10 protein-coding genes are annotated in these 14805 nt (G+C 63.6%); 4 read left to right on the top strand and 6 right to left on the bottom strand.

Annotated elements, in window-relative coordinates:
- Positions 1-232: 232 nt before the first annotated feature.
- Positions 233-2053 carry a translational GTPase TypA gene (gene typA / locus F4827_RS21710; RefSeq protein ID WP_183726940.1) on the bottom strand — a complete coding sequence of 607 codons (1821 nt, stop codon included), beginning with the start codon at positions 2051-2053 and terminating at the stop codon, positions 233-235.
- A 407-nt stretch (positions 2054-2460) separates the two neighbouring features.
- Here typA and F4827_RS21705 point away from each other — a divergent pair, with 407 nt between their 5' ends.
- From F4827_RS21705 to F4827_RS21690, 4 genes are all read left to right on the top strand, one after another.
- Entirely contained in the window at positions 2461-2985 is a 525-nt protein-coding gene (locus tag F4827_RS21705) for a MarR family winged helix-turn-helix transcriptional regulator (protein WP_183726939.1), read from the top strand.
- A 135-nt stretch (positions 2986-3120) separates the two neighbouring features.
- Entirely contained in the window at positions 3121-4725 is a 1605-nt protein-coding gene (locus F4827_RS21700; RefSeq protein WP_183726938.1) for an efflux transporter outer membrane subunit, read from the top strand.
- A 78-nt stretch (positions 4726-4803) separates the two neighbouring features.
- A complete protein-coding gene (locus tag F4827_RS21695; protein ID WP_183726937.1) occupies positions 4804-6030 on the top strand; it encodes an EmrA/EmrK family multidrug efflux transporter periplasmic adaptor subunit in 1227 nt (408 codons plus the stop codon).
- Between the two features lie 124 nt (positions 6031-6154).
- Positions 6155-7723, top strand: a complete 1569-nt coding sequence (locus F4827_RS21690; protein WP_183726936.1) for a DHA2 family efflux MFS transporter permease subunit — start codon at positions 6155-6157, stop codon at positions 7721-7723.
- Between the two features lie 103 nt (positions 7724-7826).
- On the opposite strand, the gene truB is transcribed toward F4827_RS21690, so the two are convergent.
- From truB to rimP, 5 genes are all read right to left on the bottom strand, one after another.
- Positions 7827-8786 (bottom strand): tRNA pseudouridine(55) synthase TruB, encoded by a 960-nt coding sequence (gene truB / locus F4827_RS21685; RefSeq protein WP_183726934.1) that lies wholly within the window; start codon positions 8784-8786, stop codon positions 7827-7829.
- Positions 8787-8796: 10 nt separating this feature from the next.
- Positions 8797-9162: a 30S ribosome-binding factor RbfA gene (gene rbfA / locus F4827_RS21680; RefSeq protein WP_183726932.1), complete on the bottom strand. Its 366-nt coding sequence runs from the start codon at positions 9160-9162 to the stop codon at positions 8797-8799.
- 201 nt (positions 9163-9363) lie between these two features.
- Entirely contained in the window at positions 9364-12309 is a 2946-nt protein-coding gene (infB, locus tag F4827_RS21675; protein ID WP_183726930.1) for a translation initiation factor IF-2, read from the bottom strand.
- A gap of 177 nt (positions 12310-12486) precedes the next feature.
- The gene (gene nusA / locus F4827_RS21670; protein WP_183726928.1) at positions 12487-13962 is read right to left on the bottom strand and encodes a transcription termination factor NusA; all 1476 of its coding nucleotides are present in this window, start codon (positions 13960-13962) and stop codon (positions 12487-12489) included.
- Entirely contained in the window at positions 13959-14417 is a 459-nt protein-coding gene (gene rimP, locus F4827_RS21665) for a ribosome maturation factor RimP (RefSeq protein ID WP_183726926.1), read from the bottom strand. The genes nusA and rimP overlap by 4 nt, the downstream gene beginning before the upstream one ends.
- Positions 14418-14805 lie beyond the last annotated feature (388 nt).

The following is a 14805-nucleotide window of genomic DNA, read 5'->3' as shown; positions in this document are numbered from 1 at the left end:
CATAGCACATAAGTGATACTCCCCATAAGATGCAATGCGACACATCATCGCACGCAAACCCTTACTACAAGGGCTTTTGCGGCGCTTTGCAACTTCAACAACAGACTCTTCCGGCACTGCAAGGCAATCGCCGCCAGACGTAAAAAAGGATGCAAAAAAGCCGCCCAGACAGCGGCGGCTTTCTTGTTTTCTTACATGCATTGCAGTGCGCGAAAAAGTTTCGACAGCAAACTTATTCGGCTTCGCGGCTTGCGCGGCGACGCTCATGTTCCTTCAGGTGGCGCTTGCGCAGACGGATCGACTGCGGCGTCACTTCGACGAGTTCGTCGTCGTCGATGAATTCGACTGCGTATTCGAGCGACATCTGGATCGGGGGCACCAGGCGCACGGCTTCGTCGGTGCCCGAGGCGCGCACGTTGGTGAGCTGCTTGCCCTTGATCGGGTTGACGACGAGGTCGTTGTCGCGGCTATGGATCCCGATGATCATGCCTTCGTACAGCGCGTCGCCCGGCTTCACGAACATGCGGCCGCGATCCTGCAGCTTCCACAACGCGTAGGCGACAGCGGCGCCGTCGTCCTGCGAGATCAGCACGCCGTTGCGGCGCTCGCCGAGCGTGCCTTCCTTGATCGGACCGTAGGCGTCGAACACGTGGCTCATCAGGCCGGTGCCGCGCGTGAGCGTCATGAATTCACCCTGGAAGCCGATCAGGCCACGCGCCGGAATGCGGTATTCCAGACGCGTGCGGCCACGGCCATCAGACGCCATGTCGAGCATTTCGCCCTTGCGACGGCCCAGCTCTTCCATCACGCCGCCCTGGTGGGCGTCTTCGACGTCCACGGTCAGCATTTCGTACGGCTCCTGCTTCACGCCGTCGACTTCGTGCAGCACCACGCGCGGACGCGACACGGCCAGCTCGTAGCCTTCGCGGCGCATGTTTTCGATCAGGATGGTCAGGTGCAGCTCGCCCCGGCCCGACACTTCGAACGTGGTTTCGTCGCCCGTGTCCTTCACGCGCAGCGCCACGTTGTGGTTCAGCTCCTTGGTCAGACGGTCGCGGATCTGGCGGCTCGTCACGAACTTGCCTTCCTTGCCGGCGAGCGGCGACGAGTTCACGAGGAAGTTCATCGTGAGCGTCGGTTCGTCGACCGTGATCATCGGCAGCGCTTCGGGGTTGTCGAGCGCGCAGATGGTCGCGCCGATACCGATGTCTTCGATACCGTTGATCAGCACGATGTCGCCGGCTTCAGCCGATTCCACCTGCACGCGCTCCAGGCCGCTGAACGCCAGCACCTGGTTGATCTTGCGGTTCAGCACCTGGCCATCCGGACCGAAGCGCAGGGCAACCGGTTGACCCGGCTTGATGCGGCCACGCTTGATACGGCCCACGCCGATACGGCCAACGTAGGCCGAGTAGTCGAGCGAGGTGATCTGGAGCTGCAGCGAGCCTTCCGGATCGGCGTCACGGACCGGCACGTGTTCGAGCACGGCGTCGAACAGGGGACGCATGTCGCCTTCGCGCGCATCCGGCGACAGCGATGCATAGCCGTTCAGGCCCGAAGCGTAGACCACCGGGAAGTCGAGCTGTTCTTCGGTCGCGCCCAGCTTGTCGAACAGGTCAAACGTCTGATTGATCACCCAGTCGATACGCGCGCCCGGACGGTCGATCTTGTTGACCACGACGATCGGCTTGAGGCCGAGCGCCAGCGCCTTCTTGGTCACGAAGCGCGTTTGCGGCATCGGGCCTTCGACGGCGTCGACGAGCAGCAGCACCGAGTCGACCATCGACAGCACGCGCTCCACTTCACCGCCGAAGTCGGCATGGCCCGGGGTATCGACGATGTTGATGTGGGTGCCTTCGTACTCGACCGCGCAGTTCTTCGAAAGAATCGTGATGCCACGCTCTTTTTCGATGTCGTTCGAGTCCATCACGCGCTCGGCGACCTGCTGGTTGTCACGGAACGTGGCGGTCTGACGGAGGAGCTGGTCGACGAGCGTGGTCTTGCCGTGGTCGACGTGGGCAATGATGGCGATGTTGCGAAGGGCGCGGGACATAGGAACCTGGGTACAGTTGGGTGCGTCATGCGGGCTCGACGGCGGGCCACACAGGAGGGCTCGGACGCCGCCCCGCCCTGTTGCCGGACGCGCTCGGATACCCCGTTTGGGTACATTCGAATACGCGCTTGGCGGGTCGGTTCGGCAACGGTGCCATGACACACTTTTGGGAACCTGAAATTATAGCACGCGAAGATGACTTGATCTGACTCATCCGTGTGCTTCGTGTGAAATTACCCGTGACATGCGGCATCCACGCGACGCGCGCCATTCTCTCATGCGCGCACCCGGCCAATTAAGACCCTACTTAGCAAAGGTTTCTCGGGCCTGCGACAATAAACCTTGCCGCGTCAACTAACGAACCCTATAATTCCTGCCTGGTCAACCATTGCAGTTGCAGCAGAACCATGACGGAACCGACTTCCACGCCGCCGCCCAAAGTGCTCGATTACGACTTCGGCGAAAGCGTTGGCTACCTGATTTCCCGCGTGCGCTCGTCGATGTCGAACCTGGTCACGCAGCGCACCGTGGCGGAGCTTGGCGTCACCAGCCAGCAAGCCAGCGTGCTGTTCATGGTGGCGAGCGGCAAGTGCGTGCTCGCGGCCGAACTGGCGCGCGAATACGGCATCGACGCCAGCGCCGTCACGCGGCTGGTGGACCGGCTGGAAAAGCGCGGCCTCCTGCGCCGCGTGCGCAGTTCCGAAGACCGCCGTGCCGTACGCCTGGCGCTCACGCCCGAAGGCGAAACCATCGCGGCGCGCATGCCGGCCATCTTCACGAGCGTCACCGACGAGCTATCCAGGGGCTTCACGCCCGAGGAAGTCGGCTTCCTGAAGAGCATGTTGCGGCGGCTTCTGGTCAATAGCTGCGAAGCCAACCAGAACGCGAACGCGGCCAACGCGGCATCTGGCCAGCAGTCATCGGGCGATTGATGCGTCAATCGCTATCGATCTGCACCAAACCGGTACTTACGATAGATGACGAGGCAGGCAATTTTGAAAGCGTCAGACGAAAAAATGGCTGCATCGTCCAGTATCACCTCACCCTCTCACGCAACGAGACGAGCAATGACATCCCTAACCCAGTTTGCGCCAGCGCACTCCTGTCGAGCAGCGGTTGCGACCGCGGTCGCGGCGCTCGCGCTTTCGGGCTGCGCAAACTACTTCGGCATCAAGAGCGACAAGACTATCGCGCAGCCGCAACAGTTCGAAACCTCGCAAAGCATCCCGGCACAGGGCGGCCAGTGGCCCACGCTCGACTGGGCGCAGCAGTTCGGCGACCCGCAGTTGCCCAGGCTGATCGACGAAGCGCTCGACGGCAACCCGAGCATCGCCCAGGCGCAGGCGCGCATTGCCAAGGCGTCGTCGTATATCGATACCTCGAAAGCGGCGCTCGCCCCCAAGGTCAACGCCAGCTATTCGTGGACGCGCGAGCTGTATTCGGCCAACGCGCTCTTCCCGCCGCCGTACGGCGGCACCTGGTACAGCGAAAACAATGCGCTCGCCAGCGCATCGTGGGATCTCGATCTGTGGGGCAAGAATCGCCAGCGTCTCGCACAGGCCGTCTCGGCGCAACGCGCCGCGCAGGCCGACATGGAACAGGCGCGCATCACGCTCGCCGCCTCGCTAGCACGCACGTATAACCAGCTTGCCCAGCTCTACGCGTTGCGCGACATCGCCGCGCGTGAAATCGACAACCGCAAGACCATCGGCACGATCACCAATGGCCGCGTGGTCGCGGGCCTCGACACCAACGTCGAGCGTCAGACCGCCAACGGCAATATCGCAACGAGCCAGGCGAACCTTACACAGCTCGACGGCCAGATCGAGACCGTGCGCTATCAATTGGGCGCGCTGCTGGGCAAGGGCCCGGATCGCGGCCTGCAGATCGCCAACCCGGTCATGAACCCGGTCGCGCAAATCGCGCTGCCGGACAATCTGCCTGCCGATCTGGTGGCGCGCCGTCCGGACATCGTCGCCGCGCGCTGGCAGGTGGAAGCCGCGATGCACGACGTCAAGGAAGCGAAGGCCGAGTTCTACCCCGACGTGAACCTCGCAGCCGGCTTTGGCTTCGATGCGTTCGGCTGGGGCAAATTCCTCAACTTCACCAGCCGTCAGGCACAGTTCGGCCCCGCCGTGCATCTGCCGATCTTCGACGCGGGCGCATTGCGCGCGCAGTTGAAGGGCCGCTATGCCGATTTCGATCTCGACGTGGCGAACTACAACCAGACGCTGATCGGCGCGTTCCAGGACGTGGCGACCACGGTGTCGTCGATCCGCTCGGCGGACAAGCAGCTGGTCGATGCTCAGAACGCACTCGATGCGTCGACCAAGGCGTATCAGCTCGCAGTGATCCGCTACAAGGCGGGTCTCTCGGAGCAGTTGCAGGTGCTCAACGCCGACCAGAACCGCCTCGCGTCCGAGCAGAACGTGACGAGCCTCAAGGCGCAGCGCCGCGACCAGCAGATGGCGCTCATCAAGGCGCTCGGCGGCGGCTTCGATGCCCACAACGCGCACGACGTGAACCTCGTCGCGCCGACGCAGGTGGGCAGCGACGCGAAAGACGTGAAAGGCCAGAGCGATGTGAACGGCGGGCCGTGGCGCGATGCGCCATGGACGGCGCCCGCCTCGGCGACGCCTGCCGCAAGCGCGACGAACTCGGCCGCGAACTGAAATAGCCAAAACCGCCAGAAAGCCAGAAGCTGGCCAGATAACTGAACGAACAGCACGCAAGAACCCGGAGATCCTTCCATGAGCACCCCTCAGCAACCGGCGGCCAATCCGCAGCCGACCGCGAACAACGGCAAGCGCAAGCGCATGATGACGCTGCTAGTCCTCGTGATCGTGATCGCAGCCATTGCCTACGGCCTCTATTACTTCCTCGTCGCGCGCTTCTCGGAAAGCACCGACGACGCCTACGTCAACGGCAACGTCGTGCAGATCACCCCGCAGGTGACCGGCACGGTGATCGCCGTGAACGCCGACGACACGCAGACCGTCAAGAGCGGCGACCCGCTGGTGCAGCTCGATCCGGCTGATTCGCGCATCGCGCTGCAGCAGGCCGAAGCCAACCTCGGCCAGACCGTGCGCCAGGTGCGCGGTCTGTTTGCCGACGACAGCCAGTACCAGGCGCAGGTGGCCGTGCGTCAGGCCGACCTCTCGCGCGCGCAGGACGATCTGCGCCGCCGTATGCAGGTCGCACAGACGGGCGCGGTTTCGCAGGAAGAAATCTCGCACGCACGCGACGCGGTCAAGAGCGCGCAAGCCGCCCTCGACGCCGCCCAACAGCAACTCGCCGCGAACCGCGCGCTGACGGCCAACACGACCATTGCCGATCATCCGAACGTGATGGCCGCTGCCGCGAAGGTGCGCGATGCCTACCTGACGAACGCCCGCAACACGCTGCCCGCGCCGGTCACGGGCTATGTTGCGAAGCGCTCGGTGCAGGTCGGCCAGCGCGTTTCGCCGGGTACGCCGCTGATGTCGGTGGTGCCGCTGAACGCCGTGTGGGTCGATGCCAACTTCAAGGAAGTCCAGCTCAAGCATATGCGCATCGGCCAGCCGGTCGAGCTGACGGCCGACGTGTACGGCTCGTCGGTGGTCTATCACGGCAAGGTGGTGGGCTTCTCGGCGGGTACGGGTTCGGCGTTCTCGCTGCTGCCGGCGCAAAACGCCACCGGTAACTGGATTAAGGTAGTGCAGCGTCTGCCGGTGCGTATCGCGCTCGATCCCGCCGACCTCGAAAAGCACCCGCTGCGCATCGGCCTGTCGATGCAGGTGGACGTGAACATCAAGGACGACACGGGCAGCCAGCTCGGCAACGCGCAGAACACGGTCTACCAGACCAACGTGTTCGAGAAGTACGGCGACGAAGCCGACGCGGAAATCGCCCGCATCATCGCGGAAAATGCCGGCCAGAACACGAAGCAGGTGTCGTCGGCGAGCGAGCGTGCGGCGAAGCCCGCAACTCACGGCTGATCTCAGGACCACGCGACGCGCCGGGCCAATGCCTGGCGCGTCCGGCAGCAGAGGTTTCTGCATTCAGGGCCGCATTCAGGGCTGTACTCCGGGCAGCAATTAGCAGCGCATAACAAAGCACTCAATGGCAGCAGCACAACAACCCGTCGTCCATCCGCCGCTGCAAGGCGCGCAACTCGTGTTCGGCACCATCGCGGTCTCGCTCGCGGTGTTCATGAACGTGCTGGACACGTCGATCGCGAACGTGTCGATCCCGTCGATCTCAGGCGACCTTGGCGTGGCCTCCGATCAAGGCACGTGGGTCATCACGTCGTTTGCGGTGGCGAACGCCATCTCCGTGCCGCTCACGGGCTGGCTCACCGAGCGCATCGGCCAGGTTCGCCTGTTCATGGCGTCGATCATTCTGTTCGTGATCTCGTCGTGGCTGTGCGGCCTCGCGCCCACGCTGCCCTTCCTGCTCGCCGCACGCGTGCTGCAAGGCGCCGTGGCGGGCCCGATGATTCCGCTCTCGCAGACCCTTCTGCTGGCGAGCTATCCGCGCGCGAAAGCGCCGATTGCGCTATCGATGTGGTCGATGACCACGCTGATCGCGCCGGTGGCGGGTCCGATTCTCGGCGGCTGGATCTCGGACAATATCTCGTGGCCGTGGATCTTCTACGTCAACATCCCGGTGGGCATCGTTGCCGCAATCGCCACCTGGATGATCTTTCGCACGCGCGATTCGGTGATCCGCAAGGCGCCGATCGACGGCGTGGGTCTGGGCCTGCTGATCCTCTGGGTGGGCTCGCTGCAGATCATGCTCGACAAGGGCAAGGACCTCGACTGGTTCTCGTCCACGACCATCATCGTGCTCGCGCTGACGGCCGTGATCTCGTTCGCGTTCTTCGTGATCTGGGAATTGACCGCCGAGCATCCGGTCGTCGACCTCTCGCTGTTCGCACGGCGTAACTTCACAGGCGGCACGATTGCGCTGTCGGTCGGCTACGGCCTCTACTTCGGCAATCTCGTGCTGCTGCCGCTGTGGCTGCAGACCGATCTGGGCTACACCGCGACCGACGCGGGGCTCGTGATGGCGCCCGTGGGCTTCTTCGCGATCCTGCTTTCGCCAATCACGGGCAAGATCCTGCCGCGCACCGATCCGCGCTATATCGCCACCACGGCGTTCGTGGTGTTCGCGCTGTGCTTCTGGCTGCGCTCGCAATACACCACCGGCGTGGATACGTGGGCGCTCACGGTGCCGACGCTGATCCAGGGCATCGGCATGGCGGGGCTCTTTATTCCGCTGGTGTCGATCACGCTGTCGGGTCTGCCTGGCAACCGCATTCCGGCGGCGTCGGGGCTGTCGAACTTCGTGCGCATCATGTGCGGCGGCATCGGCACCTCGATCTTCGAAACCGCCTGGGACCATCGCACCATCTTCCACCACGCGCGCCTGACCGAGCAGGCCACGCCGACCAACCCGATATTCAACCAGTCGATGCAGCAAATGCAGAACTCGGTGGGTCTCGATCCGGCGCAATCGCACGGCATGTTCGACCGCATGGTGACGCAGCAGGCGGCACAGCTGGGCGTGAACGACCTGTTCTGGATTTCGTCGGTGATCTTTATCGTGCTGATCGCGCTGATCTGGATCACACGCCCCGAGCGCGCCGGCAGCGCCGATGCAGGCGCGGCCGCTTCGGCGGCGCACTAAACAGCGTACTGCAAGAAGCGCTTCGCGCGCACCCATAAAAAACGGCACGTCCGGTTCGAAACCGGCGTGCCGTTTTTTTGCTTTCGCGGATCGTGGCAGTCGATCAGACCGCCCCGCTCACCACCAGGCGTTCCGGCGCAAGCACGCCGTTTGCGGCCTTGGCCACGCCCAGCAGCCGCCCGGCTTCGTCATAGACACGCACGCGCTCGGCGGCTTCGCATTCCACGCGATCGATCACCAGCGCGTTGAGCGGCAGACGCTGGCCATGCGTGAAGCGTCGCGCCGATTCGGCGTCGAGCGTGACGCGCGGGAAAGTCGAAAGCAGCGCATCCACCGGCTGCAACCAGACATCGCGCGCGGGTTCGTCCATCGCCGTGAGCGCATCGAGCGTCACCGCATGCTCGAGCGTGAGCGCACCCACGCCCGTGCGACGCAACATCACCAGATGCGCGCCGCAACCCAGCGCCTCGCCGATATCCTCGGCGAGCGTGCGCACATACGTGCCCTTGGTGCAGGTCACGCGGAACGTCACATCGGGCAGTTCGCAGGCGATCATATCGAGCGCGATGATCGTAACGTTGCGCCCTTCGCGCTCGACCGTCTGGCCCGCGCGCGCGTACTCATAAAGCGGCTTGCCGTCGCGTTTGAGCGCCGAGTACATCGGCGGAATCTGCACGATGTCACCCAGAAAACGCGCCATCGCTTGGCGCACCGCAGCTTCGTCGCAGAGCACCTCGCGCGTGTCGAGCGCTTCGCCTTCGGCGTCGCCCGTCGTGGTGCGGATGCCCAGGCGCATGGTCGCCTCGTAGGTCTTGTCGGCTTCGAGCAGATCCTGCGAAAACTTGGTGGCCTCGCCAAAGCACAGCGGCAGCAGACCCGAAGCGAGCGGATCGAGCGTACCCGTGTGCCCCGCCTTCTTCACGCGATACAGGCGCTTGGCGCGGATCAGCGCATCGTTGCTCGACAGCCCCACGGGCTTGTCGAGCAGCAGCACGCCGTCCAGCAGGCGGCGCGGCACCTTGGGACGTTGCTCGCCCTGATTCTTCTTCGATGATGCAGTCATGCTGGCGAGATCAGTCGTCCTTGGCGCGCGAAGCGTTCGCCTCGTCGATCAGACGCGACATCGCCACGCCCTTCTCGACCGACTGGTCGTAATGGAAATGCAGCGTCGGCACGGTATGGATGTGCAGGCGCTTGAAGAGCTGGTTGTGCAGATGACCGGCCGCGTGGTTGAGCGCGTCCTGGGTCTGCTGCGGATCGCCCGTGAGCGTCGTGAAGTAGACCTTGGCGTGCGCGTAGTCCGGCGTCAGCTCAACGCTCTGGATCGTCACGAGGCCCACGCGCGGGTCTTTCACTTCGCGCATCAGTTCGGAAAGATCGCGCTGGATCTGATCGGCGATCTGCACGTTGCGATTCGGGGAAGTACGTTTTTTCGGCATGATGATTCCACCTCTGTGGCGGCATTCGTTGCGGCGCGCTGCTATCAGGAACATCCCGGCGCGCGGCCGCGCAACACTGGCTGACAATAAACTGTCGGGAAAAGACAAAGGGCGAGGCTGGCTATCGCCCGCCCCGCCCTTTTTCGGCTAAGCCCGCGAGCGGCCCTGCTATTGCAGGGCCCGCCCGCGTGCGCCGCTGGATTACAGCGTGCGCGCGACTTCCGTGATCTCGAACACTTCGAACTGGTCGCCTTCGACGATGTCGTTGAAGTTCTTGATCGACATACCGCATTCGAAGCCTTGCTTGACTTCCTTGACGTCGTCCTTGAAGCGCTTGAGCGAGTCGAGTTCGCCGGTATGAATGACCACGTTGTTGCGGATCACGCGCACCGACGACGAACGCTTGACGAAACCATCCGTGACCATACAGCCCGCGATCAGACCAACCTTCGGCACGCGGATCACCTGGCGCACTTCCGCCATACCCGTCACGACTTCGCGCTTCTCCGGCGCGAGCATGCCCGACATCGCCGCCTTCACCTCATCCACTGCGTCATAGATGATGTTGTAGTAACGGATGTCGATGCCGTTCGCCTCGGCAACCTTACGCGCCTGTGCATCCGCACGCGTGTTGAAGCCGATGATGACCGCCTTCGAAGCCGTCGCCAGGTTGACGTCCGACTCGCTGATCGCGCCGACCGCGCTGTGCACGATCTGCACGCGCACTTCGCCGGTCGACAGCTTGAGCAGCGATTGCACCAGCGCTTCCTGCGAGCCCTGCACGTCGGCCTTGACGATGAGCGGCAGGTTTTGCACTTCGCCTTCCGCCATCTGTTCGAGCATGTTTTCGAGCTTCGCGGCCTGCTGCTTGGCCAGCTTCACGTCGCGGAACTTGCCTTGACGGAACAGGGCGATTTCACGCGCCTTGCGCTCGTCCGGCAGCACGATGACTTCTTCGCCTGCGCCCGGCACTTCCGACAGACCCTGGATTTCGACCGGGATCGACGGGCCGGCTTCCTTGGTCGGCTTGCCGGTTTCGTCGAGCATTGCACGCACGCGACCATAGGCGCTGCCTGCCAGCACGACGTCGCCGCGGTTGAGCGTACCCGACTGGACGAGGATCGTTGCGACCGGACCCTTACCCTTGTCGAGCTTCGCTTCGATGACCAGACCCTTGGCCGGCGCTGCGACCGGTGCCTTCAGTTCCAGCACTTCGGCTTGCAGCGAGACGTTTTCGAGCAGATCGTCGATGCCTGCGCCGGTCTTGGCCGACACCGGCACGAACGGCGAATCGCCACCGTACTCTTCCGGCACGACGCCTTCAGCGACGAGTTCCTGCTTGACGCGCTCCGGATTCGCATCCGGCTTGTCGATCTTGTTGATCGCCACGACGAGCGGCACACCCGCAGCCTTGGCGTGGGCGATCGCTTCCTTCGTCTGCGGCATCACGCCGTCGTCGGCCGCGACCACCAGAATGACGATGTCGGTTGCCTTCGCACCGCGAGCACGCATGGCCGTGAAGGCCTCGTGACCCGGCGTGTCGAGGAACGTGATGACGCCACGCGGCGTTTCGACGTGATAAGCGCCGATGTGCTGCGTAATGCCGCCGGCTTCGCCCGCTGCAACCTTCGCGCGGCGGATGTAGTCGAGCAGCGAGGTCTTGCCGTGGTCGACGTGACCCATGACGGTGACGACCGGCGGACGCGGCAGTTGCTCTGCGTCCGTGACGGTGGTTTGACCTTCGACCAGCAGCGCTTCCGGATCGTCGAGCTTCGCAGCGACGGCACGGTGGCCCAGTTCTTCGACGATGATCATCGCCGTTTCCTGGTCCAGCATCTGGTTGATGGTGACCATCTGGCCCATCTTCATCATCACCTTGATGACTTCCGACGCCTTCACGGACATCTTGTGCGCGAGGTCAGCCACGGTGATGGTTTCCGGCACGTGCACTTCGCGCACGATCGGTTCGGTCGGTGCCTGGAACGACGATGCAGCATCCTGGTGACGGCCACGGCCCTTGGGGCCGCCGCGCCAGCCGCGGTCCACGCCGCCCGACGAATCACCACGCGTCTTGATGCCGCGGCGCTTCGAAGCGTCGTCCTGCCAGCCGCCCTTGCCTGCGCCCGGCTTCTTGTTGCGGTCGCCCGCGCCGGCACCGGGTGCGCTCGTCGAAGGCGCTACCGTGGTGGCAGGCTTCTTCGCAGCGGCGCCGGCTGCCGGACGCGCTGCGGCGCCTTCCGGACGGGCCGGCTTGTGCAGCGTGCCCTTGGCTTCGGCGGGCTTGGCCGGCTCGACGGGCTTCGGCGGTTCGACCGCCTTGACCTGCGCCTTGCGCGGCGTGTTCATCATTTCGCGGATCGCGCGCGCTTCGGCTTCTGCAGCCGCGCGGCGGCGAGCGATCTCTTCCTGTTCTTTCTGCGCCTTTTCGGCGGCTTCACGCGCGGCTACTTCGGCCTTCTGTGCGGCTTCGCGTTGCGCAGCACGCTCAGCGGCTGCGCGGTCATCGTCTTGCTGTTGCTTCACTTCTTTCGCTTCTGCTTCGGCATTGCGCTGGGCAGCGACGGCCTGAGCGGCCAGTTCGCGCGCAGCGGTATCTGCCGCGGCCTTCTTGTTGGCGGCCTCTTCTTCGGCACGGCGGCGTTGCGCCTCGGCGGCTTCTTCGCGTTCGCGGCGCTCGGCCTCTTCACGCGCGAGAAGCTCCTGGCGCTCCTTGAGTTCCTGAGCCTGACGCTCCAGAAGCTCGGCCTCGCGGCGAGCTTCTTCTTCGCGGCGCTGCAGTTCCGCTTCTTCAGCGGCGGCTGCGGCGTCGGTGGCATGATTCGATGCCTCCGCCTGTTCGGCGGATTCGTCGCGGCGGACGAACGTGCGCTTCTTGCGCACCTCGACCTGAATGGTACGAGCCTTGCCCGTCGAATCGGACTGCTTGATTTCCGACGTATGCCGTTTCGTCAGCGTGATCTTGCGCTTGTCTGCATCAGTCGAGCCGTGAGACTTGCGCAAGTGGTCGAGCAGACGCGCCTTGTCCGTTTCGGACAAGGAGTCAGCTTCGCTCGCTTTCGTGACGCCCGCCGCCTGCAGCTGTTCAAGCAGCACGCCAGCAGGCATCTTCAGTTCCGCGGCAAATTGGGCTACGTTGTTACTCGCCATTCATTCCTCTTAGTGCAAGGACCGATTCCTTGCGGTTGACATCGGGTCATGCGGCACCGTTTGCCCCGCGCTCATACTGCTAGCTGCGGGGCGGCCGCGATCAGTTCAGTGGGTCATGGTCGCTTCCTGCTCGTCACGCCCTGGTGAATCATCTTGAGGGGATCGCTCCCCCGCGGATCATTCGAACCAGTGCTCACGTGCCTTCATGATCAACGCCTTGGCGGCGTCCTCTTCCATTCCCGTCATTTCCGTCAGTTCGTCCACGGCCAGCTCGGCGAGCTCGTCGCGGGTATGAACTTCGTGCTGCGCCAGCTTCGCGAGCAGCTCCGGGTCGATGCCGTCCAGACTCTTGAGGTCCAGCGCGGCGCTTTCCACCTTTTCCTCGTTCGCGATGGCCTGCGTGAGCAGGGCGTCGCGCGCGCGGTTGCGCAGTTCGTGCACGGTGTCCTCGTCGAACGCCTCGATTTCCAGCATTTCGTTGAGGGGCACGTAGGCGATCTCTTCGAGACTCGTGAAGCCTTCGTCGATCAGGATGTCGGCGACTTCCTCATCGACGTCGAGACGCGCCATGAACAGGTCGCGCAGCACCGTGCGCTCCTGGTTCTGCTTCTGCGCGGATTCGTCCGGCGTCATGATGTTGATCTGCCAGCCGGTCAGCTCGCCGGCAAGACGCACGTTCTGGCCGCTGCGGCCAATGGCGACTGCAAGTTCGCTTTCGTCGACGACAACATCCATCGAGTGCTTTTCTTCGTCGACGACGATCGACTGCACGGCTGCCGGCGCGAGCGCGCCGATCACGAACTGGGCGGGATCTTCCGACCATAGCACGATGTCGACGTTTTCGCCACCGAGCTCGTTGCGCACAGCCTGCACGCGCGAGCCGCGGATACCGACGCAGGTGCCGATCGGATCGATGCGCTTGTCGTAAGCCACGACGCCGATCTTGGCGCGCACGCCCGGATCGCGCGCCGCCGCCTTGATTTCGAGAAGGCCTTGCTCGATTTCCGGCACTTCCATCTCGAACAGCTTCATCAGAAACTCCGGCGCCGTGCGCGAGAGTTCGATCTGCGGGCCGCGCGCGGTGCGGTCGACCTTGCCAATCCAGGCGCGCACGCGGTCGCCCACGCGCAGGTTTTCCTTCGGAATCAGCTGGTCGCGGCGCAGCAGCGCTTCGACACGGCCCGATTCGACGATGAAGTTACCCTTGTCCATGCGCTTGACCGTGCCGGTCATGATGCTTTCGCCGCGCTCGAGGAAGTCGTTCAGGATCTGTTCGCGCTCGGCGTCACGGACCTTCTGCAGGATCACCTGCTTGGCGGCCTGCGCACCGATACGGCCGAACTCGACCGACGGCACCGGCTGCTCGATGAATTCGTCGATCTGCGCTTCGGGGTTCTGCTCGCGAGCTTCGAACAGGAGAATTTCCTGATCCGGCTCCTGCAGACCCGCCTCGTCCGGCACGACGCGCCAGCGACGAAACGTTTCGTGCTCGCCGCTTTCACGGTCGATATGCACACGGATGTCCGCATCCTCGTCGAAGAGTTTCTTGGAGGCCGACGCAAGCGCCGCTTCAAGGGCGGCAAACACCACGTCCTTGTCGACATTTTTCTCGCGTGCCAGCGCATCCACCAGCATCAACACTTCGCGACTCATTGTTTGCGGCTCCTAAAGTCAACTTTGGGGATAAGACGGGCTTTGTCGATGTCCGCGAGCGTGAAATCGAGCATCGCAGGTCCCGCCTTCCCTTCGAATTCCAGACCGATGGTTTCGCCTTCCGGGGCATGCACGATGCCGCGGTACGATTTCCGTCCGTCCAATGGCTTTTTCAACGTGATGACCGCTTCGCAGCTCGCGAAGCGTTCGAAGTCCGCCAGTTTCTTCAGCGGACGGTCGAGGCCGGGCGACGAGACCTCAAGACGTTCGTAGTCGATGTTCTCGACGAACAGAACGTGCTGCAGCTGACGCGTGACCTTCTCGCAGTCCTCGATCGCGATACCTGCTGGCTGATCGATGTAGATGGCCAGCATGCCGCGCCCGGTGCGCTCGAGGTCGACCAGCTCGTAACCGAGCCCGGTGACCGTGGTTTCAATCAGTTCCGTCAGTTGCACAATGCCCACTCCAGATGTTCGCGCAGCGAGCCGGCAACTTCCTTTGATTCGGGATTCGCGGGCCGCGCGCCAGGTGAGCGCGCGCTCTTGCACTTCAACCCAGATTGGCGAGCCCGACCTGACGTGATGACTGGTTTTATTGCACGATGACGCCCGATGCCAGTTAAAAGCAACGAACACAATCGGCCGAACCAAAAAAAAATGGGCGAAACGCCCATCTTCTCACTTAGCCAGGTGGTCGCACCTGGGACGCAAATAAAAGCCGCACGCCCAGCGACTTCGAGATTGTAGCCTTTTTTCGCTTTTAACGCAAACCGCGAGGCTCTGGCGCCACCATATCCGAGGGCGGATATGGCCGTGCCGAAAGCCTTTCAAGCCCGGTTCCGGG

The organism is Paraburkholderia bannensis, assembly GCF_014200455.1.
Classification (GTDB): domain Bacteria; phylum Pseudomonadota; class Gammaproteobacteria; order Burkholderiales; family Burkholderiaceae; genus Paraburkholderia; species Paraburkholderia bannensis_A.
The sequence above is the reverse complement of the archived record's forward strand: the minus strand, read 5'-3'. Positions and strand labels throughout refer to the sequence as shown.